Annotated in this window: 13 protein-coding genes; 6 read left to right on the top strand and 7 right to left on the bottom strand. The window is 67.8% G+C overall.

Annotation, left to right across the window (positions count from 1 at the left end; translation table 11 throughout):
- Positions 1–23 precede the first annotated feature (23 nt).
- Positions 24–3,038 carry an error-prone DNA polymerase gene (locus tag IEV87_RS12555; RefSeq protein ID WP_188478434.1) on the top strand — a complete coding sequence of 1,005 codons (3,015 nt, stop codon included), beginning with the start codon at positions 24–26 and terminating at the stop codon, positions 3,036–3,038.
- An 89-nt stretch (positions 3,039–3,127) separates the two neighbouring features.
- Here IEV87_RS12555 and IEV87_RS12550 read toward each other — a convergent pair whose 3' ends face one another.
- Both IEV87_RS12550 and IEV87_RS12545 read right to left on the bottom strand, forming a co-directional pair.
- A complete protein-coding gene (locus tag IEV87_RS12550) occupies positions 3,128–4,552 on the bottom strand; it encodes a lytic murein transglycosylase (protein WP_188478007.1) in 1,425 nt (474 codons plus the stop codon).
- Positions 4,553–4,671: 119 nt separating this feature from the next.
- A complete protein-coding gene (locus tag IEV87_RS12545) occupies positions 4,672–6,861 on the bottom strand; it encodes a response regulator (RefSeq protein ID WP_188478006.1) in 2,190 nt (729 codons plus the stop codon).
- A gap of 158 nt (positions 6,862–7,019) precedes the next feature.
- Here IEV87_RS12545 and IEV87_RS12540 point away from each other — a divergent pair, with 158 nt between their 5' ends.
- From IEV87_RS12540 to pbpC, 3 genes are read left to right on the top strand one after another with little or no spacing between them, the layout of a single operon-like run.
- Positions 7,020–12,476, top strand: coding sequence for an alpha-2-macroglobulin family protein (locus IEV87_RS12540; protein WP_188478005.1), 5,457 nt, complete (start codon positions 7,020–7,022; stop codon positions 12,474–12,476).
- Complete coding sequence (locus IEV87_RS12535) at positions 12,473–13,024, top strand: putative glycolipid-binding domain-containing protein (protein WP_188478004.1); 552 nt, start codon at positions 12,473–12,475, stop codon at positions 13,022–13,024. The genes IEV87_RS12540 and IEV87_RS12535 overlap by 4 nt, the downstream gene beginning before the upstream one ends.
- Entirely contained in the window at positions 13,017–15,056 is a 2,040-nt protein-coding gene (gene pbpC, locus IEV87_RS12530; RefSeq protein ID WP_188478003.1) for a penicillin-binding protein 1C, read from the top strand. Before IEV87_RS12535 ends, pbpC begins: the two co-directional genes overlap by 8 nt.
- Before the next feature lie 129 nt (positions 15,057–15,185).
- Here pbpC and IEV87_RS12525 read toward each other — a convergent pair whose 3' ends face one another.
- From IEV87_RS12525 to IEV87_RS12515, 3 genes are all read right to left on the bottom strand, one after another.
- Positions 15,186–16,364, bottom strand: a complete 1,179-nt coding sequence (locus tag IEV87_RS12525; RefSeq protein WP_188478002.1) for an acetyl-CoA C-acyltransferase family protein — start codon at positions 16,362–16,364, stop codon at positions 15,186–15,188.
- Between the two features lie 121 nt (positions 16,365–16,485).
- On the bottom strand, positions 16,486–17,214 hold the full coding sequence (locus IEV87_RS12520) for a metallophosphoesterase family protein (RefSeq protein WP_188478001.1): 729 nt from the start codon (positions 17,212–17,214) through the stop codon (positions 16,486–16,488).
- A 63-nt stretch (positions 17,215–17,277) separates the two neighbouring features.
- Positions 17,278–18,222 (bottom strand): LysR family transcriptional regulator, encoded by a 945-nt coding sequence (locus tag IEV87_RS12515; protein ID WP_188478000.1) that lies wholly within the window; start codon positions 18,220–18,222, stop codon positions 17,278–17,280.
- A gap of 162 nt (positions 18,223–18,384) precedes the next feature.
- Here IEV87_RS12515 and IEV87_RS12510 point away from each other — a divergent pair, with 162 nt between their 5' ends.
- Together IEV87_RS12510 and IEV87_RS12505 are read left to right on the top strand one after the other, a co-directional pair.
- Positions 18,385–18,831, top strand: coding sequence for a cupin domain-containing protein (locus tag IEV87_RS12510; protein ID WP_188477999.1), 447 nt, complete (start codon positions 18,385–18,387; stop codon positions 18,829–18,831).
- A 12-nt stretch (positions 18,832–18,843) separates the two neighbouring features.
- Entirely contained in the window at positions 18,844–19,215 is a 372-nt protein-coding gene (locus IEV87_RS12505) for a hypothetical protein (RefSeq protein WP_188477998.1), read from the top strand.
- Positions 19,216–19,346: 131 nt separating this feature from the next.
- On the opposite strand, the gene serA is transcribed toward IEV87_RS12505, so the two are convergent.
- Together serA and IEV87_RS12495 are read right to left on the bottom strand one after the other, a co-directional pair.
- Positions 19,347–20,942, bottom strand: coding sequence for a phosphoglycerate dehydrogenase (serA, locus tag IEV87_RS12500; protein ID WP_188477997.1), 1,596 nt, complete (start codon positions 20,940–20,942; stop codon positions 19,347–19,349).
- 113 nt (positions 20,943–21,055) lie between these two features.
- Positions 21,056–22,210, bottom strand: a complete 1,155-nt coding sequence (locus IEV87_RS12495; protein ID WP_188477996.1) for a phosphoserine transaminase — start codon at positions 22,208–22,210, stop codon at positions 21,056–21,058.
- Positions 22,211–22,284: the final 74 nt, after the last annotated feature.

Here is a 22,284-nt window from a genome sequence, read left to right as displayed (position 1 = left end):
ACGTGAATATACTGCGAGTCGCCATGTTCGCAGAGCTTTCCGCCACCTCCTGCTTCACCTTTCTCTCCGGGCCGTCGCACCCCGAGGACTACATGATCCGTGCCGAAGAACTGGACATGGCGGGCCTGGCGATTGCCGATGTGAACTCCGTCGCCGGCATCGTCCGGGCGCACCAGCAGGCCCGCGACATCGCCCGCGCCATCCGTGAACGGGAGGACTGGGAAAACACCCACGGCCCCATGGGGCCGCTCAGGCCGGGCCATGTCCCGCCCCGGCCCCGCGCGCCGCGCCTGATCCCCGCCACAGGCCTGCTCCTGTCCGACGGGACAGAGATCACCGCCCTGCCCGAAACCCGGACAGGCTGGGCCCGGCTCTGCCGCCTGCTGACCCTGGGCCAGCGACGGGCAGAGAAGGGGGACTGCATCCTGCACCCCGCCGACCTGCTGGACGAAGACCTGACCGCGCTCCGCCTTCTTCTGCACCCGCCACGGGGTCTGACGTCTCCGCGCGGCGCGGGTGCCTGGCTGAAGGGGGCGCACCGCCTGACGCGCCGCCTTGGCGGGCAGATGTCGCTTGCGCTCGCCCCCGCCTACGACGGCCAGGACACGGCGCGTCTGAATACACAGGCCATGCTTGCCCGAAGGCTCGGCCTGCCGACCGTTGCCACCGGCCGTCCCGTGATGCATCACGCCCGCCGCCGCAAGCTGGCGGACGTCATGACCGCGATCCGCACCGGGCGCACGGTCGATTCCCTCGGACGCGACGCGCTGGCGAACGGCGAACAGCGCCTGCGTTCCGAAGCCGAGCTTCGGCGCATAATGGGGCCGCACGAGGACGCGGTCGACCGGGCCATCGACCTTGCCCGCAGCCTCACCTTCTCTCTGGACGAACTTCGTTACGAATATCCTAGCGAAATCGCGGAAGGAGAGAGCCCCTCCGCGCGGCTCTCCCGACTCGCCCATGCCGGGCTGGACTGGCGCTATCCGCACGGCGCCCCAGACAGGGTCCGCGCCATGTTGAGACATGAGCTCGATCTGATCGCGAAGCTGAACTACGAACCCTACTTCCTGACCGTACATGATGTAGTCGCCTTCGCCCGTTCCAACAACATCCTGTGTCAGGGCCGGGGGTCCGCCGCCAATTCCGTGGTCTGCTACGCGCTTGGCGTGACCTCTGTCTCGCCGGAGGTCGGCACCATGGTGTTCGAGCGATTCGTTTCCGAGGCGCGCGACGAGCCGCCCGACATCGACGTCGATTTCGAACACGAACGCCGAGAGGAGGTGATCCAGTGGATCTATCAGCGTTACGGCCGCCATCGCGCGGGGCTCTGCGCGACCGTGATCCACTACCGCGGCAAACGTGCGATCCGCGAGGTCGGCCGCGCCATGGGCCTGACGCAGGATACGATTTCCGCTTTGTCATCACAGCTTTGGGGGTTCTTTGCCGCCGGAGGTCTGGCGGATCAGAGGATGCGCGAAATCGGACTCGACCCGGACGATCCGCGCCTGAAACAGACCATGGCGCTGATTCACGAAATAGAAGGATTTCCCCGCCATCTTTCCCAGCATGTCGGCGGATTCGTCATGACCGAGGGCAGGCTCGACGAACTCGTCCCGATTGAAAACGCAACGATGGAGGATCGCACAGTCATCTGCTGGGACAAGGATGACATCGACACGCTTGGAATCCTGAAGGTCGACGTGTTGGCGCTTGGCATGCTGACCTGCATCCGCAAGGCCTTCGACCTGTTGACACGGCACGAGGGGATGGCGCTCGATCTTGCCACCGTGCCGAAGGAGGACGCGCGCGTCTACGACATGCTCTGCAAGGCCGATACGATCGGAGTCTTCCAGGTGGAAAGTCGCGCCCAGATGAACTTCCTGCCCCGGATGCGGCCACGCTGCTTCTACGACCTGGTGATCGAGGTCGCGATTATCCGCCCCGGGCCGATCCAGGGCGACATGGTCCATCCCTATATCCGCCGCCGGAACGGGGAGGAGAAGGTGGAATTCCCTTCCGACGACCTCGGCCGGGTGCTGGGCAAGACACTGGGCGTGCCGCTGTTTCAGGAGCAGGCGATGCAGATCGCCATCATCGGCGCGGGCTTCACGCCGGAGGAGGCCGACAGGCTCCGTCGGTCCCTCGCGACGTTCAAGAAGCACGGCAATGTGTCTGAATTCCGAACCCGGTTCATGCGGGGCATGGCGAAGAACGGGTATGACGAGGATTTCGCCGGCCGCTGCTTTTCGCAGATCGAGGGCTTCGGTTCCTACGGCTTCCCCGAAAGCCATGCGGCGAGCTTTGCGCTGCTGGTCTATGCGTCGAGCTGGATCAAGCGGCACCACCCCGGCATCTTTGCCTGCGCCCTGCTGAATTCGCAGCCCATGGGGTTCTACGCCCCCTCCCAGATCATCCGCGACGCCCGCGAGCATGGGGTGGAGGTCCGGCCGGTCGACATCAATACCTCCCACTGGGACAACACGATGGAGCGGGACGGCCCCCGGCTGGCCCTGCGACTCGGCTTCCGCCAGATCCGCGGCATGGGCGAGGAGGAATGCGAGTGGATCACTGCCGCACGCGGCAACGGCTATACCTCTGTCGGGGATGTCTGGCGCCGCGCCGGGGTGGCCCCGGCGCAGGTCGAACGGCTGGCGGCGGCGGATGCCTTCGGATCGCTTGGAATCTCCCGCCGCGCCGCGATCTGGGAGGCCAAGGCCCTGCGTCCCGGCGCCCCCCTGCCGCTGTTCGACGGCGACATCGACGGAGAGGGGATCACCGAACCCGCCGCCCTGCTGCCCGAGATGACGCCGGGAGAGGCGGTGGTCGAGGATTTTGTCGCCATGCGCCTGTCGCTCCGCGCGCATCCGGTGGCCTTCCTGAGGGAGATCCTGACGCCCGGCCACGCCGACTGGAAGTCACGGCGGGCAGCGGCGGCGCAGCTGGCGGGACAGCCCGAGGCCGAAACCGGGCGCGCCACGGAAGCAGGACCGGGGCAGGTGGGCCGCCCCTCGCGCACGGGGCACGCGCCCACCCAATGATACGACTGGCAAGAAGAGAGGCGGGCCCCGGCAGGGGTGCCCAGGGTAGCGTCGGGGAGCCCGTGGTCTGCGCGATGAACGGGCCGGGATCAGCCGCGCAGGCGGGTCAGCAGCGCCACGGAGGGGTGACCGTCCGGTTCCATCCCGACGCGTTTCTGGTAGCCGCGGATCGCCTCCACCGTGTTGGGGCCGATGCGCCCGTCCACGCCGCCGGTGGAATAGCCCGCCTGGGTCAGCAGGCTCTGCAGTTCCTGACGTTCCGCGCGTTTCAGGGCGCGCTCCCCCGCCGGCCAGGACCCGCGCAGCGCCCCCGCCCCGCCGATCCGGTCGCCAAGATGGCCGACACCGATCGCGTAGGCGTCGGAATTGTTGTAGCGCTTGATCACGTCGAAGTTCCGGAACACTAGGAAGGCCACGCCCTTCGCCCCCGCGGGCAGCAGGATCCGGGCCGGTCCATAGTCCGGGATCGGTCCGCCCGCCGCTGGCAGCACGCCTAGCCGCGCCCATTCGGAGGGGAACTTCGTCGGCCCGCTCGCCAGGGTGAAGTTGAAGCCAGCGGGCAGCACGACCTCCCGGCCCCAGGGCACGCCCCGTTCCCAGCCCATCTTTTCCAGGTAGGCGGCGGTGGAGGCCAGCGCATCCGTCGGGTCGTCCGACCAGATGTCGCGTTTCCCGTCGCCGGTGAAATCGACCGCATAGGCCTGGTAGGAGGTTGGCATGAACTGCGTGTGCCCCATGGCCCCGGCCCAGCTTCCCGTCATCGCGGCGGGAACCGTGTCGCCGTGCTGAAGGATCTTCAGCGCCTCGATCAGCTGATCCTCGAAAAAGCTGGCGCGGCGGCCGTCGAAGGCCAGCGTCGCCAGAGCCGAAGGGATATGGGTGGACCCGCGGAAACTGCCATAGGCGCTTTCCATCCCCCAGATTGCCGCGACGACGCGCTTGTCGACGCCGAACTTCGCCTCGATCGCATCGAGCGTGCGGGCGTGCTGCCCGGCCTTTTCGCGGCCGTTCGTCACCCGCGTGTCCGATACGGCGCTGGCCAGGTACTCTCCGGTGGACTTGGTGAACTCCGACTGCTTGCGGTCCAGCTTTACGACCTGCGGCAGGTAGCGGACCTCGGCAAAGGTGCGGTCGAAGACGGTGGCGCTGATCCCCTGCGACAGCGCGCGGGGGCGGAAATCGGCGATCCAGCGGGAAAAGCCGGAGGGGTCGGTCGCGGTCTCCTCAACCGGCGGGGCCGTGACGGGGGCGGTCGCGATACCGGCGGGGCGCAGACGCGGGCGCAGCGACCGGGCGGGGGTGGGCGCAGGCGCGGGCGCGGCGGTTTTCAGCGCCTCGCTCGCCAGGGTGGCCGCGATCGCCTTGATGTCGAAGTCGCTGGCCACCGCGGGCGTGACTGCCGCCGCCGGACGCAGCACGGGGCGTAGCGAACGGCTGACCGGCTCGGCGGCCCCGACGGAAACTGTGGATAAGGCGAAGAGCGACACGAATGTCACCAGATGGTGCGTACGCATGGGGGCTGCCGGCCTGTGTCTGACTGTGTTCGTCATTCTGATTGTTTCCGATACTAACCGCATTGTTTGCGAATCGAAAGCCTTTCGGCCCCCGCCCGCGGTCGTTCGCCGCCACCGGTTCATCCCGCCGCGGCCCGATCGGCACCCCTGCCGGTATAGTCCGCGATGACCGCCAGCAAATCGACTTTGCGCATCGGCTTGCCGATCTGGCCGTCCATGTCCGCGCCGTGAAACCCCTCTCCGCCCTCTGTCGTGACATGGGCAGTGACGGCGATGATCGGGGTGCGGGGCAGGCCGCGGTCAGCTTCGGCGGCACGAATGCGGCGGGTCGCTTCGGTGCCGTCCATGCCGGGCATGGAGATATCCATCAGGATCAGGTCGGGCCGCAGGCTGGTCCAGCTTTCCACCGCCTCCGCCCCGTTCTCGGCGAAATGCAGGTCGAGCGTCTCGCCCCCCAGCATCTTGGACAGCACCAGCCGGTTGGTCGCGTTGTCCTCTGCCGCCAGGATCACCGGCGCCTGCACCGAGGGGCGACCGGGCGCAGGGGCGGGCACGGGCGGCGGCGACGCAGCTACGGCCTCCCCCCGGATGTGGTCGAGCGTACGGAACAGGTCGGCGCGCGGTGTGGGCCGCTGCAGCACCGCAGACAGGTGGCGCCGCGCCGGATCGCTGTCCGCGTAGTGGCTTGAGGAGGAGAGCAACAGGATGGGCAGGGTATGGCCGCGCTCGCGGATCGTCTCGGCCAGTTCCAGCCCGTCCATGCCGGGCATGTTGTGATCGGTGATGACGAGGTCGAAGCCCTCGCCGATCCGCCCGACCGCCTCCGCCCCCGACTCGCAGCTGACGGAGTCGGCGCCCAGCACCTCCATCTGCTTCTCAAGGATCGACAGGTTGACCGGATGGTCGTCGACCAGCAGCACCCGTTCCGGCCAGCCCGAGAGGTCCGGCGGCGCCATGTCGGGTATCTCGTCCCCCGCAAGCGGCAGGGTGATCTGGAAGCCGAAGGAGGAACCGGTGCCTTCCTCGCTGTCCACCCAGATCCGCCCGCCCATAAGCGCGACCAGCCGCTGTGAGATCGCCAGCCCCAGGCCTGAGCCTTCGAAATTGCGGTTGCGGCTGTCCTCCACCTGACTGAATTCGCCGAAGATCAGGTCCAGCTTGTCGCGCGGAATTCCGATGCCGGTATCCTCGATCGTGATGTGCAGATGCACCTGCCCGCCGTCCGGATCGGGCAGCCCGACGACGCGGATCAGCACATGCCCCTCAAGCGTGAATTTCACCGCGTTGCCAAGCAGGTTGGTCAGCACCTGCCGGACCCGCCCGGGATCGCCTATGTAACCGGTCGGGAGGAACAGGTCGTAATCCACCATCAGCGACAGCCCCCGGTCCCGCGCGGCAGGCTGCAGCAGCATCATCACCTCGTGGATGCAGCGTTCCAGATCGAAGGGTTGCGGATGCAGGTCCAGCTTGTCCGCCTCGATCTTGGAGTAGTCGAGCACGTCGTTGATAATGACCAGCAGTGCCTCGCCCGAATTGCGGATGGTATCGACGTAAAGCCGTTGCTCGTCGCTCAGGTCGGTGTCGGAGAGCAGTTCGCTCATCCCCACGACCCCGTTCATCGGCGTCCGGATCTCGTGGCTCATGTTGGCGAGGAAGGCACTCTTGGCGCGGTTCGCGGCCTCCGCCTTGCGCCGGGCTTCCTTCAGCACCCGTTCGTGGCGCACCGTGTCGGTGATGTTGAGCGCAAGGCACACCCGGTCGCCGTCATGTCCGCGCCGGTCCATCAGCCGGATGAACGCCCCGTTCCACAGCCGCACGACCGTCGGTTCGGGATCCGCGGTCTGCCACCTGTCCATCATCATTCGCCGCCACTCCGTCGGCGGCAGAGGAGAGGTATCGACGATCCCCTCCTCCGTCGCCAGCTGCAGCAACCGGACGTAGGAGACCCCGGCGGTGACCTCCTCCAGCCCGTCGAAGACCTCCAGCCAGGAATCGTTGGCCGCGATCATGCAGCCATCCGCGTCGAAGAAGGCAAAGCCGTCGCGGATCGCCCGGATCGAATGCCAGAGTCGCCGTTCCGCCAGTTGCACCTTTTCGTTGGCGGCGGACAGGTCCAGCTTTACCCGCTGGTTTTCGTCGCGGACCGTGCGGACCTCTGCCCGCGTTTCAACGATCTCCTCGGACAGGGCACGGGCGTGGCGGCCGAGCTTGCGGTTGGCGGCATGCAGTTCGGCCTGTTTCTGTTCCAGCAAGCGTTCCGCGGCGAGCCGGGCGCGCCGTTCCTCCGCAAGCTTGTTGGCCAGGCTCATCGACTCTCTCCCGTCTGCTCGGGTCACGTTCGGCGATGTTGGTAAAATATCCGTTAGGCCCGGCGGCATCCCGCTCCGGGGTCCGACCGAATCCTTGTCAGTGGCGGAACGGCCATGCGACCCTCGCCAACAGGCCCCGACGGGGCGGAGGAGATTTCATGACCCGTTTCATACCCCTGATCGTTGCCCTTGCCACCTCTGCCATGCCTGCCCTCACCGGCCCCGCGTGGGCGCAGACCCCGGACGCGCCGGTGCCTGACAAGCGCATGGTGGTGACACAGGATCAGGACTTCGCGGGCACCGACCTTCGCCAGATGTTCGACACGACTTTCGACGCCTGCCGCAGCGCTTGCGTGGCCGAATCCGCCTGCGTCGCTTTCACCTTCAACAGCCGCGCCGGGTCCTGTTTTCCGAAAAGCGCGGTTACCGGGACGACGCCCTATGTCGGGGCCCGTTCCGCCCGCATCGAACCCGTCTCCGACGCGACGAAGACACTGGCCCGGACCCGGGCCGGAGAGATAGAATTCGTCGGGAAGGGCACCCTCCGCGAGGCACTCGATCTGGCGCGCGACATCGGCTCCATCCATCCGGCGGGCCAGTATGGCGTGTCCGAGATGCAGGAGATCGTCCGCACCCGCCGGGCCGAGGGCGACACGCTGAACGCCATGCGCTGGACGGGCGGTATCGTCGCGGCGACCGACCAGCCCGACCAGTGGGCCGACTACGCCCGCCTGCTGCTCGACGCTGCGCCGATCGCCGGGAACAACCAGTACCGTTATCGGCAGCGGGCCGTGGCCGCTGCCGCCAACGCCTACCTGCGTGCCCCGACCGATCCGGTGAGGGCCAACGCCCTGACCGCTCTGGCCGACGTGCTCCGCGCCAATGACCGGGGCCGCGACACGATCCCGGCACTGCGGCTGGCACATCGTCTGCAACCCGGCGACACGATCAGTGCCGCGCTGGACGACGCCATCGCGAAATACGGCTTCCGGATCGCGGAGCATCAGGTCGACAGCGACCTCGCCGATCCCCGCATCTGCGCGGAATTCACCGAGCCGCTGGTCAAGGCCGGGGTCGACTATGCCGATTACGTGCGCCTGCCCGATCAGTCCATGTCCGTGGAGCCCTCCGGCAGCCGGCTCTGCCTGCGCGGGGCGGAACACGGGCAGCGCTACACCGTCACCTTCCGCGAGGGCCTGCCCGCCGAAAGTGGCGAAACCCTCGCCCGGGACGTCGAAATCCGCGTCTATGTCCGCGACCGTGCCCCCCAGATCGCCTTTCCGGGACGCGCCTATGTTCTGCCCTCCGCCGGAGAGGCCGCCCTGCCGGTGGAGACGGTGAACCTCGATTCCGTCGACCTGACGCTTTACCGCGTCACTGACCGCAATCTTCTGCGCTCGATCCAGAGCGGCTATTTCGGCGAACGGCTCTACCGTTGGGACCTCGACGACTTTGCGTCCGGCGTGGCCGAGAAGGTCTGGACCGGCACGGGGGAAACCGGCAACGAACTCAACCGCACCATGACCACCCGCCTGCCGATGCGCGAGGCGCTCGACGGACTTGCTCCCGGCGCCTACGCGCTGGCCGCCGCCGTGCCCGGCGGGGACGAGGACCAGCTGGCCGTACAGTGGTTCGTGATGACCGACCTCGGCCTGACGACCATGCAGGGCACCGACGGGCTGCATGTCTTCCTGCGTGGCCTCGGCGACGCGGCCCCGCGCGACGGCGTGACGCTGGAGCTGATCGGGCAGGCCAACCGCGTGCTCGGCACCGCAACCACCGACGCCGACGGCTATGCCCGCTTCGATCCCGGCCTGACCCGCGGTACCGGCGGGGCCAGCCCGGCGATGCTGACCGCGCGCATGGGCGACGACCTCGCCTTCCTGTCGCTGAAGGATCCGGCCTTCGACCTGTCCGACCGGGGTGTTGCCGGGCGCGAACCCGCGCCGCCGGTCGACGTCTTTCTTGTGACCGACCGCGGTGCCTACCGCGCCGGAGAGGTGATCCATGTCACCGCCCTGGCCCGCGACGCGTTGGCAAAAGCCATCGACGGCCTGCCCGTGACCGCCATCCTGACCCGGCCCGACGGGGTGGAATACGCCCGCATGACCTCCACCCGGGATGCCGCAGGGGGACACGTCTTTGCCATGCCGCTTGGACAGACCGTGCCGCGCGGCAGCTGGCGGATCGACATCAAGGCGGATGTGGACACGCCGCCGCTCGCCTCGGAAAGGGTGCTGGTTGAGGATTTCCTGCCCGAACGCATCGACGTCGCGCTGGACCTGCCCGAGGGCCCGCTGACGCTGACCGACCTGCCACAGCTTGAGGTTCAGGCGGACTACCTCTTCGGCGCCCCCGGCGCGGATCTGGAGATCGAAGGCGACCTGCGCCTCGCCCCCGCTCGCCGCATCGACACCATGCCGGGCTACGTCTTCGGTCGCCATGACGCTGAGACCCGCACCCGCGCTGCTTATCTTGGCGGACGCACGGATGCGGAGGGTCGCGCCACGCTCGACCTCGACCCGGAGCGGGCGGAGGAGAACACCGGATCCGCCTTCACCCTCTCGGCCACCGTCCGCGTTGCCGAAGGCTCCGGCCGCCCTGTCGAACGCCGGATCGAACGTGTCGTCGGCCCCGACGGCCCCGCCATAGGGATTAAGCCGCTGTTCACGGATGCCGTGCCTGAAGGAGGCACCGCCGCCTTCGCCCTGACCGCCATCGGTCCGGACCTTGGCCCGGTCCCGATGCAGGTGGAATGGCGGGTCAACCGAGTGGAAACCCGCTATCAGTGGTACCGTCAGTACGGTGACTGGAACTGGGAACCCTACACGACCCGCAGGGAAATCGCCTCCGGCACCGCCACGCTCGGAGCCGATCCGGTGGAGGTCTCAGCCCCGACCGACTGGGGCAGCTACGAGATCGTCGTCGAACGCACGGACGGCGCCTACACCGCGTCCTCCGAAGGGTTCAGCGCGGGCTGGTATGCCCCCGCCGACGTGACCACGACGCCGGACATGCTGGACCTGTCGCTGGACAAACCCGCCTACCGCGAGGGCGACACCGCACATCTGCGCATCGTTCCGCGCCATGCCGGAACCGCGATCGTCACCGTGATCGCCAACCGCCTGATCGACATGAAGGCGGTCGAGGTGCCCGAAGGCGCGACCACCATCGACCTGCCCGTCACCGCAGACTGGGGGGCAGGGGCCTATGTCACGGCCTCCGTCATCCGCCCGCTGGACGAACCGGCGGACCGTGCGCCGACGCGTGCCATGGGCCTCGCCCATGCCGGGGTCGATCCCGGCGACAGGGCGCTTGCGGTCCGTATCGACGCGCCGGACGCCGCCGATCCGCGTGGACCACTGACCGCCTCTGTCACAGTGCCTGGCTTGGCGGAGGGCGACACCGCCTATGTCACCGTCGCCGCTGTCGACGTCGGCATCCTGAACCTGACCGGCTTCGAAACCCCGGACCCGGAAGGGCATTACTTCGGCCAGCGCCGCTTGGGGATGGAGATCCGCGACCTCTACGGCCGCCTGATCGACCCGACGCAGGGCGCGCTTGGCAATGTCCGTTCAGGCGGCGATGCGTCGGGTGGCGCGCAATTCCGGTCGCCGCCTCCGACCGAGGATCTGGTCGCCTTCTTCACCGGCCCGCTGACAGTCGGCCCTGACGGCAAGGCAGATGTCACTTTCGACCTGCCCGCCTTCAACGGAACTGTCCGCCTGATGGCCGTCGCCTGGACCGACACCGGCGTCGGATCGGCTGAGGCGGACGTGCTGGTGCGCGACCCTGTCGTCCTGACCGCCACGCTGCCACGCTTCCTGCAACCCGGCGACACGTCGTCGATTCTCCTGGAGATCACCCATGCCACCGGCCCCACGGGCCGCGTCGGGCTGGACGTGGTGGCGGAGGGCGTGACCCTGACCGGCCCCGTGCCCTCCGGCCTCGATCTCGCCGACAAGCAGACGCAGACCGTCCGCCTGCCACTTTCCGCCGGCCTCATCGGGGATCATAGCATCACCGTCGCCCTTGCCACCCCCGGCGGTCGCCAGCTGACGCGCACCCTGACCCTGCCGGTACGCGACAACACGCCCGAATCCGCGACGACGCGGCGCTTCACCCTCGCCGCCGGGGACACCTTCACGCTGGATGCGAACGTCTTCGCCAATCTCCGCCCGGGCAGTGGAGAGGTCGTGATTTCTGCCGGTCCGTTGGCCCGTATCGATGCGCCCGAACTGCTCGCCACGCTGGACCGCTACCCCTACGGCTGCACCGAACAGGTGACCTCCCAGGCGATGCCACTGCTCTACCTGTCCTCGGTCGCCGAGGCCATGGGACTCGCCGGTCCCGGCCAGGTCGATGAACGCATCGAAAAGGCCGTCACCCGGATCCTGACCCGACAGGCCTCCAACGGGGCTTTCGGACTGTGGGGGGCCTATTCCGGCGATTTCTGGCTGGACGCCTACGTCACCGATTTCCTGTCCCGCGCTCAGGCCGAGGGACATGCCGTCCCCCCGATCGCCTTCCGCATGGCGCTCGACAACCTGCGCAACCGGGTGAACTACGCCCCCGACTTCGCGCGTGACATCAATAACGGCGGCGAGGATCTGGCCTATGCCCTGATGGTGCTCGCCCGTGAAGGTGCGGCCAACATGGGCGACCTGCGCTACTATGCCGATGTGAAGGGCGACGACTTTGCCACCCCGCTCGCAGCGGCCCAGCTTGGCGCTGCACTGGCGATGTACGGCGACCCGACCCGTGCCGACGCGATGTTCGCCATTGCCGCCCGCCGTCTCGCCGAAACCTCGGAGGCGCCGGAGACACAGACCTACCGCGCCGATTACGGCACCTCTCTAAGGGACGCCGCGGGGCTCCTGTCGCTGGCGGTCGAAGCCGGGTCCACCGCCGTGGACCGCACCGCGCTGGTGACGCGGGTGATGGGACGGGAGGGGCCGATGTCCACGCAGGAAAGCGCCTGGACGCTGCTGGCCGCGAAGTCGCTGATCGCCGATCCGGCCATGGCGAACCTGACGCTGGACGGAGCCCCCGTCGCCGGACCCTTCGTCCGCCGCGCCGAAGCCGCGACCCTAACCCCCGTCGCCATCCGCAACGAGGGGACGGAGACCGCCGACATCACCCTGACCACCATCGGCGTGCCCATGGTGCCGGAAGCGGCGGGCGGCTACGGCTATGCCATCTCCCGCGACTACTACACGATGGAAGGCGCCCCCGCCGATCCGGCGCGCGTGACACGCGGCACGCGGCTGGTCACGGTCCTGACCGTGACACCGTTCGAGGAGACCGGCGCGCGGCTCATGGTCGACGACCCGCTGCCCGCGGGGTTCGAGATCGACAACCCGAACCTGCTCCGCGCCGGGGACATCTCGGCCCTCGACTGGCTGAAGCCGGAACGCGGGGAGCACAGCGAATTCCGCTCCGACCGCTTCCTAACGGCGATCGACTGGCGGTCGCGTGATCCCTTCACGCTGGCCTATGTGGTCCGCGCAATCACACCCGGCACCTACAGCCACCCGCCCGCGACGGTAGAGGATATGTACCGGCCCCGTTACCGCGCCCGCACCGATGCCGGGACGGTCACGATCGGAGAATGACCACGCATCCCTCTGTCACCGCCCACTGGCGGCGGCTGGACCGGGCCGGCACCGACCGCTGCACCCTGTCGCGGCTGGACAACGGCTGGATGCTGGTCGGGCACGCCGCCTGGGACGAAGGCGCGCTGGACTACTGCGTGCGCTGCGGACCGGAGTGGGCGACCCTGTCGGGGGACGTCACCGGCACCTACCGTGACGCGCAGATCGGACTGTCCATCCAGCGCACCCCCGGCGGTTGGAGCGTCAATGGCACCCCGCAGCCCGAGGCGGAGGACCACACCGACCTCGACCTCGGTTTTACCCCCGCGACCAATCTGCTGCCCCTGCGACGCCTGCCGCGCAGCCTCACCGCGCCCGTTACCGCCCCGGCCGCGTGGCTGGTGCCGGAGATGACGCATCTGAAGACCCTGTCGCAAATCTATTCCGGCACCGGTTCCACTGTCACCTATGCCGCGCCCTCCGTCGGCTATGCTGCTGATCTGACCGTACATCCTTCCGGCTTCGTTACCCATTACCCCGGCCTCTGGGAAGGTTGGGTCGATGACTAGACACGCGCCGGGCCTCCTGCTGATCCTGGTGCTGACGCTCTGGACCGCCGCGCTGGCCCGCGACCGGCTGGACGACTGGGTCGCAGCGACCGATCTGCCGCCGCTCGTCACCGAAACTTCGGTCGAGGTCCGCGATCGACATGGCGCGCTGCTCCGCGTCTACACGGTGGCGGACGGACGCTGGCGGCTGCGCACCTCCGCACCGCAGGTCGATCCGCTCTACCTCGACATGCTGCGCGCCTATGAGGATCGCCGCTTTGCGACCCACCCCGGCGTCGACACCCGCGCTTTGGTCCGCGCCGCCTGGCAGTCCCTGAAAGCGGGGCGCATCGTGTCGGGGGGGTCGACCCTGACCATGCAGACCGCCCGACTGCTTGAGGACAGCGGCACCGGCTCATGGGCCGGCAAGCTGCGGCAGATCCGCGTGGCGCTGGCCATGGAGCGGCGGGTCGGCAAGGACCGGATCCTCGACCTCTACCTGCACCTCGCACCCATGGGCGGCAATCTCGAAGGGCTGCGCGCCGCGACGCTGGCCTATTTCGGCAAGGAACCCGCGCGCCTGACCCCGGCGGAGGCCGCGCTGCTGATCGCCCTGCCGCAGTCGCCCGAAGCCCGCCGGCCCGACCGCGATGCCCTCGCGGCGGCTGCCGCCCGTGACCGCGTGCTCGACCGCATGGCCCGCGACGGTGTGCTGGACGACGCCACCGTGGCTGCCGCGAAGACCGACACCGCCCCCCGTCTGCGCCGCCCCTTCCCGGCGCTTGCCCCGCATCTCGCCGACGCTGCGCGCCAGTCAGCCCCGGACGCGCCGGTCCGGACGCTTGCGCTGGATGCCACGCTGCAACAGAGCCTCGAAGCCCTCGCCACCCGCGCGGTCAGGGGGCGCTCCGACCGGCTCTCCGTCGCGCTGCTGGTCGCGGACCATGCGACCGGAGAGATCCTTGCCTCCGTCGGTTCCCCGGGCCTCGGTGACCGGGGGCAGGGCTATGTCGACATGACCCGCGCGCCTCGCTCGCCCGGCTCCACCCTGAAACCGCTGATCTACGGGCTGGCCTTCGACGCCGGTCTCGCGCATCCCGAGACGATGATCGCGGACCAGCCGATGGACTTCGGCGGTTACCGCCCGCAGAATTTCGACGGTATCTTCCGCGGCGACATCCGTGTGGCCGACGCACTTCGCCTGTCCCTGAACCTTCCGGCCGTGCAGCTGACAGAGGCGGTCGGTCCGCGCAACCTGATCGCCGCCCTGCGTCGCGCCGGGACCGACCCGCAGGTGCCCGGAGGTGTGCCGGGGCTGGCCGTGGCGCTCGGCGGCCTTGGCATGACACTGACGGATCTCGTCCAGCTGTATGCCGGTCTCGCCAACGGCGGCACAGCTCGACCGCTGCACTGGCAGACCGAGGAGGCCGCAGCCCCCGCATCCCGCGTCCTCTCACGCGCCTCGGCCTGGCAGGTCGGGCACATCCTTGCCGGGCTCGCCCCCCCGCCCGGCGCCCCGGCGAACCGGCTGGCCTACAAGACCGGCACCAGCTACGGCCACCGCGATGCCTGGGCCATCGGTTATGACGGCGCGCATGTTATCGGCGTCTGGATGGGCCGTCCCGACGGCACGCCCGTCCCCGGCGCCTTCGGCGGGGACCTCGCCGCGCCGATCCTGTTCGAGGCCTTCGGTCGCCTCAAGCCCTCCCTGGCCCTGCCGCCTCCGCCGCCGCCGGAAACCCTGCTGATCGCCGCCGCCCTCCTGCCGGAACCGCTGAAACGTTTCCGCCCCCGCGACGGCTATGCCACCGATCCGGACCGCCCCGAACTGGCCTTCCCGCCCGAGGGCGCGGTGCTGGCCACGACCGGAGCCATCCCCGCCCGCGTGCGCGAGGGGCACCCGCCCTTCACATGGATGGTCAACGGCCGGCCCGTGGAAACCGGACGGCGCAGCCGCGATGTTCTGCTGGAGGGATTGGGAAAGGGATTCACGGAACTCTCCGTGATCGACGCCTCGGGGCGTTCGGCCCGCGTGCAGGTGATGCTGGAGTGACGGCACGGGGGCTCCGCCCCCCGGCCTGCGGCCTCCCCCCGGGATATTTCCGAAACCAAAGAAGCCCTTTCTCTTTGGTTTTGCAAATATCTCGGGTGGTCCGGAGGGCAGAGCCCTCCGGGCCTGACGTCAGAGCGCCTCGATGGCGAGGGCGATGCCCTGCCCGCCGCCGATGCACATCGTGATCAGCGCGCGTTTGCCGCCGATGCGCTCAAGCTCGTACAGCGCCTTCACGGTGATGATCGCTCCGGTTGCCCCGACCGGGTGGCCAAGCGCGATGGCACCGCCGTTCGGGTTTACCTTCGCCGGGTCGAGCCCGAGTTCCTTGTTCACCGCCAGCGCCTGCGCCGCGAAGGCCTCGTTGCTTTCGATGACGTCGAAGTCTTCCGCCGACAGGCCGGTCCGCTTGAGCAGCATCTCCACCGCCGGAACCGGACCGATCCCCATGACCTCGGGTCGCACACCCGCATGGGCATAGCCGAGGATGCGCGCCCGCGGTTTCAGGCCCGCCTTCTCTGCGGCAGAGGCGCGCGCCAGAACCACGGCCGCCGCGCCGTCGTTGATGCCCGAGGCGTTGCCCGCGGTGACCGATCCGTCCTTCGCAAAAGCGGGTTTCAGCCCGGCCAGCCCTTCGGCGGTGGTCGCGGGCTTGATATGTTCGTCGGTGTCGAAGGCCACCTCGTCGCGGCGGACCTTCACCATGACTGGCGCGATCTGGTCCTTGAACCGTCCAGCTTCGATGGCCGCAAAGGCGCGCTTCTGGCTTTCCAGCGCAAAGGCGTCCTGCGCCTCGCGGCTGATGTCATGTTCCTTTGAAACGTTTTCCGCCGTCACGCCCATGTGGCCGGTTCCGAAGGGGCAGTTCAGCGCGCCCAGCATCATGTCGAGCGATTTGACGTCGCCCATCTTCGCGCCCCATCTCTGGTCCGGCACGATGAAGGGAGAGCGCGACATGCACTCCGCCCCGCCCGCAAGGCCGAAGTCCGCATCACCCAGCATCAGCGACTGCGCGACCGACACGATCGCCTGCACGCCGGAGCCGCAGAGACGGTTCACGTTCATCGCCGGGGTGGAATTCGGCACACCCGCCTGCATCGACGCGACGCGGGACAGGTACATGTCCTTCGGTTCGGTGTTGATGACATTGCCATAGGCGACATGGCCGATCTGTTCGCCCGCGACCCCGGCCCGTTCCAGCGCGGCCTTTGCGGCGACGGTGCCCAGCTCGATCGGGGTGGTCTGGGCCAGCGCCCCGCCGAAGGTGCCGATCGCGGTGCGCGCGCCGCTGAGAATGACGATATCTTCCATTGGGGTCTCCCTGTCCCTGCTCCTCTGCGGCAGGCCGCCGCCGCGGTTCGAGTTCTACCCGAGCTTGCCGCCCTGCGAAACCGGCATTTGCGACCCGCGAAACCGCCTGTGCGGGTCCCGGTCAGCCGTTCACGGTCAGGGCCACCCGTCCGGAGGGGGTGAGTTCGAAGACCGCATCCCCCTCAAAACAGGCGGTTCGCAGCGGGCGTCCGTAGCCTGCGCCGCCGTCCAGGTTCACCCGGTTGCCCGCATGTTCGATCCCGTCGCCCGCCGTGTGACCGTGCACGACCAGCCAGGGATGGGGCGCGGAGTGTTCCAGGAAGGGAGAGCGGATCCAGATCAGGTCGTCCTCCACCTGATCGCGAAGCGCCAGACCGGGGCGGATCCCCGCATGCACGAAAAGCAGGCCGTCACGCTCCGCATGCAGCGGACGGCTGGCGAGGAAGGCGACGTGGGCCTCCGGCACTGCGTCGTGGGCCGCCTGCCAGAGGTCCGCTGCGCTGCGCTCCTCCGCCCGGCGGATGCCGTAGCTCGCAAGGGTCGCGAGGCCGCCAAGGCGTTCGTGTGTCCAGGGCGCGCCGGACTTGATATTGTCGTCCGTGGCCACGCCGGAGGTCGCGAAACGGTGGAACATCCGGTCATGGTTCCCCATGAGACAGGTCCACCGCCGCCCCTCTGCCAGGCCCGCGACCAGCAGGTCGATCACCCCGCGGCTGTCCGGCCCGCGGTCGGTATAATCGCCCAGGAATACGACCTCCGCCCCGGCGCCACCATCCGCCTCGATCCGGTCGAGCGCCTGTTCCAGCAGGGCCCGTTGTCCATGGATGTCGCCGATTGCGTAGATGGTCATGCGGCCCGCCTTTCCCGACGCCTTGATGCGGGGTGCGCCGGCGCGAGTCCAGACGGGAAGCGGCTAGCAGGGCGCGCCGGTGTCGAGCGGGGAGAGGACCCGCGCAATCTGCTCACGCAGCCAGCGGTGCGGCGGGGCGTTGGTCGACCGCTTGTGCCAGACGATGCAGATGGCCGCCTTGTCCACCGGGATCGGCGGCGGATGACGGGTCAGGCCTTCACGTTCTGCGACGTGATCGGCCAGTTGTTCCGGCAGCAGCGCGATCAGGTCACTGCCGGCCACCGCGCGGTAGACGCCCGAGAATACCGGCAGGGTCATCGCCACGTGCCGCCGCCGCCCGAACCGCTCAAGCGCCGCGTCCCCCATGGCGTACAGCTTGCCCTCGGGCGAAAACAGCACGTGGGGCAGGGCGCAGAACAGGTCGATCGGCATCGGGTCGCCGTCCGCCACCCCCGCCGCCACCAGCGCCGGGTGGCCGCGCCGGGCAATGGCGGTAAAGCCGGAATGGAACACCACCCGGTGGTCGACCCATTCGGGAAAGTCGCCGCGCGGGATCAGCGCCATGTCGACCATGTACCGGTCCAGCGTGTCGACATAGCTGTCCGGTACCAGGTCGACCAGTTGCACGCGGATGTTCGGCGCGGCCCGGCCCAGGTGGTCGGCCAGACCCGGCATGAGCATCTCTGCAAAGAAGTCGCTGCCCGACAGGCGGAAGTTCATGTCGGCACGCTCCGGATCGAAATCACCGGGACCTGCCAGCATTGTCTCCGCCGACTCGAGCAGCGCGCGCAGGGGAGATTCCAGCGACCGCGCGTAATCCGTCGGCACAAGGCCACGTCCCTCGCGCACGAAAAGCGGATCGTTCAGGGCATGGCGAAGCCGCGACAGGGCCGCCGACACCGCGGGCTGCGACAGCCCGGCCCGCTGCCCTGCACGCACGGTGGACCCTTCGCGCAGGAGCGCGTCGAGCACCTTGAGAAGGTTCAGATCGAAAGCCGCCAAATTCATGGGACGGATTCTTATCATATGTTTATGCAATTTCTCCTTTTCGTTTTGATGTGCCAAGTTGGACCCGTCGCGAATTGGCGACGAAACAGTCACCGTTTCAGGCCGTTACGGCCAACCGAGCATTCCGATCCTCCCGGGATCGGCGATTCAAGGAGTATTGCCATGTCATTCTTTCCCCTGTCCCCGGACGCTGCCGAATGGGGCGGCGTCCGGTATCACACCCTGATGGCCCCATCCGATTCCGGGGGCGCGATGTCCATCGTCGACACCCTGTCGCCGGTGAACGCCAGCCCGCCCCGCCATGTGCATGACAAGGAGGACGAGATCTTTGTGCTGCTCTCCGGCGTCTGTGAATTCTGGGCCGATGGTGAGATGTTCACCCGCTCCGCCGGGGAAACCGTCTTCGTGCCGCGCGGTGTCGAACACACCTACCGCGTGATCGGCGACAAGCCCTGCCGGCACCTCGTCATCCTGACCCCCGGCGGCTTCGAGGGGTTCTTCTACGACATGGCCCGCCAGCAGTGCCGCATTCCCGAGGACATGGCCGCCATCGAACAATCCGCCGCCAGGTTCAACCTGCGCTTCACCGGCCCGCCCCTGGGCAACTGAGGAGAGACGACCATGAAAACCGTTCCGTTCCTGTTTTTCCTGTCCGGCGCCCTGTGCGCGCTGATCGGCATGGGCTGGGGGATCAAGATGTCGATGTCCCACGACCACGTGCTGTCCCCGGCACATGCGCACCTGAACCTGGTGGGATGGGTCACGCTGGCCCTGTTCGGCACCTTCTACCACCTGGTTCCGTCCGCAGCCGAAACGCTGCTGGCGAAAATCCATCTCGCCCTTGCCGTGGCCGGCGTTGTCATCATGGCCCCCGGCATCGCCATCGCCATCAGCGGTGGTGGTGAGGCACTGGCGGCCATCGGGTCGATCCTGACGATCCTGTCGATGCTGATCTTCGTCTTCACCGTCGCGACGCGCGGTCGCACCGCCTGATCCGGCCCGGACCGAATAACGACGCCGGAAAACAAAAACGCCGCCCGGATTGCTCCGGGCGGCGTCCTGAGGGTCTTGCCCGCGGTATCGGGCTCGTGTCAGGCCCCTGTCACGGCCCTGTCACGGCCCTGTCACGCCACGTCGAAGGTCAGCGGCTGGATCTGGCGGAACGCTCCGGTGGCGGCCAGTTCCTGCAGTGCAACCGGGTTCGGCGCCTCGTCGAGGTAGAGCAATGCAATCGCCTCGCCGCCCGCCGCCGCGCGGCCGAGCGTGAAGTTCGCGATGTTCACACCGTTCTTGCCAAGCGTCCCGCCAAGCGTACCGATGATCCCCGGCACGTCTTCGTTCGTGGTGTAGAGCATGTGGCTCCCCACCTCGGCGTCGATGTTGATGCCCTTGATCTGGATGAAGCGCGGCTTGTGATCCGAGAACACGGTGCCCGCGATGGAGCGTTCGCGCTTCTCCGTCACCACCGTCACCTTGACGTAGCCGTCGAAAGCGCCGGACTTGTCCTGATTGGTGGTGGAGATCTGGATCCCGCGCTCTTTCGCCACGACCGGGGCGGAGACGAGGTTCACGTCCGGGTTGGACTTCTTCATGATCCCCGCGACCACAGAACAGTTCAGCGCGGCGAGGTTCATCTGCGACACCACCCCGTCATAGAGGATGTTGATGGCCTTGATCGGCTCGTCCGTCATCTGGCCGATGAACGACCCCAGATGACCGGCAAGCTTCACCCACGGACCCATGACCTTGGCTTCTTCGGCGGTCATGGACGGCATGTTCAGCGCGTTCTCGACCGCGCCGTCGATCAGGTAGTTCGACATCTGCTCCGCCACCTGCAGCGCCACGTTCTCCTGCGCTTCGGAGGTCGAGGCGCCGAGGTGCGGGGTGCAGACGACGTTCGGCAGGTTGAACAGCGCGTTTTCGGTAGCCGGTTCCTGCGAGAACACGTCGAAGGCCGCGCCTGCGACATGGCCGGACTTCAGCAGCTCCGCCAGGGCCTCTTCATCGACCAGCCCGCCACGCGCGCAGTTGATGATGCGGACGCCCGGCTTGGTCTTGGCCAGCGCCTCGCGCGACAGAATGTTCTTCGTCTGCTCGGTCATCGGGACGTGCAGGGTGATGAAGTCGGCACGCTTGAGCAGGTCGTCCAGTTCGACCTTCTCCACGCCCATCTTGTCGGCCTTCTCTTCGCCAAGGAAGGGATCGTAGGCGATGACCTTCATCTTCAGCCCGCGCGCCCGGTCGCAGACGATGCCGCCGATATTGCCCGCGCCGATCACGCCCAGCACCTTGCCGGTGAGTTCGACACCCATGAACTTGGACTTTTCCCATTTCCCGGCATGGGTCGAGGCCGAGGCCTCGGGGATCTGCCGCGCCACGGCGAACATCATCGCGATGGCATGTTCGGCGGTGGTGATCATGTTGCCGAAAGGAGTGTTCATGACGATCACGCCCTTCTTCGACGCGGCGTCCTTGTCGACGTTGTCGACGCCGATCCCGGCACGGCCGATCACCTTGAGGTTGGTGGCCTTTTCGAGCAGGGCGGCGGTCACCTTGGTGGCGGACCGGATGGCGAGACCGTCGTAATTGCCGATGATCTCAGCCAGCTTTTCCTTGTCCTTGCCAAGGGCGGGCTGGAAGTCGACTTCGATGCCGCGATCCTTGAAGATCTGAACTGCGGCGTCCGACAGCGCGTCGGAGATGAGAACCTTGGGGGCCATGGTGGCGCTCCTTATGGGAATGTCTGGGGGAGGCGGGCTGAAGCCCGCCCTAAGATATGTCCTGCGGTGTGCGTAGGCCGGGCTTCAGCCCGGCACCACGGACACCGCGCCTGTCACGCGGTTTCGACCTGCGCGGCGATTTCGGCCTCGAAGGCCCACTCGATCCACGGCAGCAGCGCCTCGACGTCAGAGGTCTCCACCGTCGCGCCACACCAGATCCGCAGACCCGCCGGGGCGTCACGATAAGCGCCGACATCCAGCGCCACGCCTTCCTTCTCAAGCCGTTTCGCAACGGCCTTGGCAAAGGCGGCGCCGTCCTTGATGCGCGCATCCGTGAACTTCAGGCAGACGGAGGTGTTGGACCGCGTCGCCGGATCGACGGCGAGGTTCGCGATCCAGTCGCGGCTCTCGCAGAAGTCCCAGATCGCGCCGGCATTGGCATCCGCACGGGCCATCAGGCCCTTCAGCCCGCCGACCTTGCGGCCCCAGGCCAGGGCGACGAGGTAATCCTCGACCGCCAGCATGGAGGGCGTGTTGATCGTCTCGCCCTTGAAGATGCCGTCGATCAATTTGCCGCCCTTCGTCAGGCGGAAGATCTTCGGCATCGGCCAGGCGGGGATGTAGCTTTCCAGCCGTTCCACGGCACGCGGCGACAGGATCAGCATCCCATGTGCCGCCTCGCCACCCATGACCTTCTGCCAGGAGAAGGTGGTGACATCGAGCTTGTCCCAGGGCAGGTCCTGCGCGAAGGCCGCAGAGGTCGCGTCGCAGATCGTCAGACCCGCGCGGTCCGCCGGAATCGCGTCACCGTTCGGCACCCGCACGCCGGAGGTCGTGCCGTTCCAGGTGAAGACCACGTCGGTGTCGAAATCGACCGAGGAGAGATCGACGATCTCGCCATACCCGGCCTCGATCTTCTCCGCGTCGATCTTGAGCTGTTTGATCACGTCGGTGACCCAACCGGAGCCGAAGCTTTCCCAGGCGAGCATCGTCGCCTTGCGCGGGCCGAGCAGGGACCACATCGCCATTTCCACGGCGCCGGTGTCCGACGCGGGCACGATGCCGATCTTGTAGTCGGCCGGCACGCCAAGCAGGTCGCGCGTCTCTTCGATCGCGGCGAGCAGCTTTTCCTTGCCGACGGCAGCGCGATGCGACCGGCCAAGCGCGGCGTCGGAAAGCATGTTCAGGTCAAAATCGGGGATCTTGGCGCAGGGGCCAGAGGAGAATCGCGGATTTGCCGGCCGCGATGCCGGAGCGTTGTTCGCCATTGGTAGTAACCTTCCAGTCATACGCCCCTCGTTGGGGAGGGGTGTCCCGCCGCCGGTCATACTCTCGCGAAAGG

Source organism: Primorskyibacter flagellatus, from assembly GCF_014638275.1.
GTDB classification, from domain to species: domain Bacteria; phylum Pseudomonadota; class Alphaproteobacteria; order Rhodobacterales; family Rhodobacteraceae; genus Pseudooceanicola; species Pseudooceanicola flagellatus_A.
This window is presented reverse-complemented; position numbering and strand designations above follow the sequence as displayed.

Excerpts from the sequence above, each read along its gene's own strand:
- IEV87_RS12510 (WP_188477999.1), top strand. The coding sequence starts at position 18,385 with ATGTCATTCTTTCCCCTGTCCCCGGACGCTGCCGAATGGGGCGGCGTC.
- IEV87_RS12540 (WP_188478005.1), top strand. The coding sequence starts at position 7,020 with ATGACCCGTTTCATACCCCTGATCGTTGCCCTTGCCACCTCTGCCATG.
- IEV87_RS12545 (WP_188478006.1), bottom strand. The coding sequence starts at position 6,861 with ATGAGCCTGGCCAACAAGCTTGCGGAGGAACGGCGCGCCCGGCTCGCC.
- IEV87_RS12520 (WP_188478001.1), bottom strand. The coding sequence starts at position 17,214 with ATGACCATCTACGCAATCGGCGACATCCATGGACAACGGGCCCTGCTG.
- IEV87_RS12525 (WP_188478002.1), bottom strand. The coding sequence starts at position 16,364 with ATGGAAGATATCGTCATTCTCAGCGGCGCGCGCACCGCGATCGGCACC.
- IEV87_RS12535 (WP_188478004.1), top strand. The coding sequence starts at position 12,473 with ATGACCACGCATCCCTCTGTCACCGCCCACTGGCGGCGGCTGGACCGG.
- IEV87_RS12495 (WP_188477996.1), bottom strand. The coding sequence starts at position 22,210 with ATGGCGAACAACGCTCCGGCATCGCGGCCGGCAAATCCGCGATTCTCC.
- IEV87_RS12505 (WP_188477998.1), top strand. The coding sequence starts at position 18,844 with ATGAAAACCGTTCCGTTCCTGTTTTTCCTGTCCGGCGCCCTGTGCGCG.
- IEV87_RS12515 (WP_188478000.1), bottom strand. The coding sequence starts at position 18,222 with ATGAATTTGGCGGCTTTCGATCTGAACCTTCTCAAGGTGCTCGACGCG.
- pbpC (WP_188478003.1), top strand. The coding sequence starts at position 13,017 with ATGACTAGACACGCGCCGGGCCTCCTGCTGATCCTGGTGCTGACGCTC.
- IEV87_RS12555 (WP_188478434.1), top strand. The coding sequence starts at position 24 with ATGTTCGCAGAGCTTTCCGCCACCTCCTGCTTCACCTTTCTCTCCGGG.
- IEV87_RS12550 (WP_188478007.1), bottom strand. The coding sequence starts at position 4,552 with ATGCGTACGCACCATCTGGTGACATTCGTGTCGCTCTTCGCCTTATCC.
- serA (WP_188477997.1), bottom strand. The coding sequence starts at position 20,942 with ATGGCCCCCAAGGTTCTCATCTCCGACGCGCTGTCGGACGCCGCAGTT.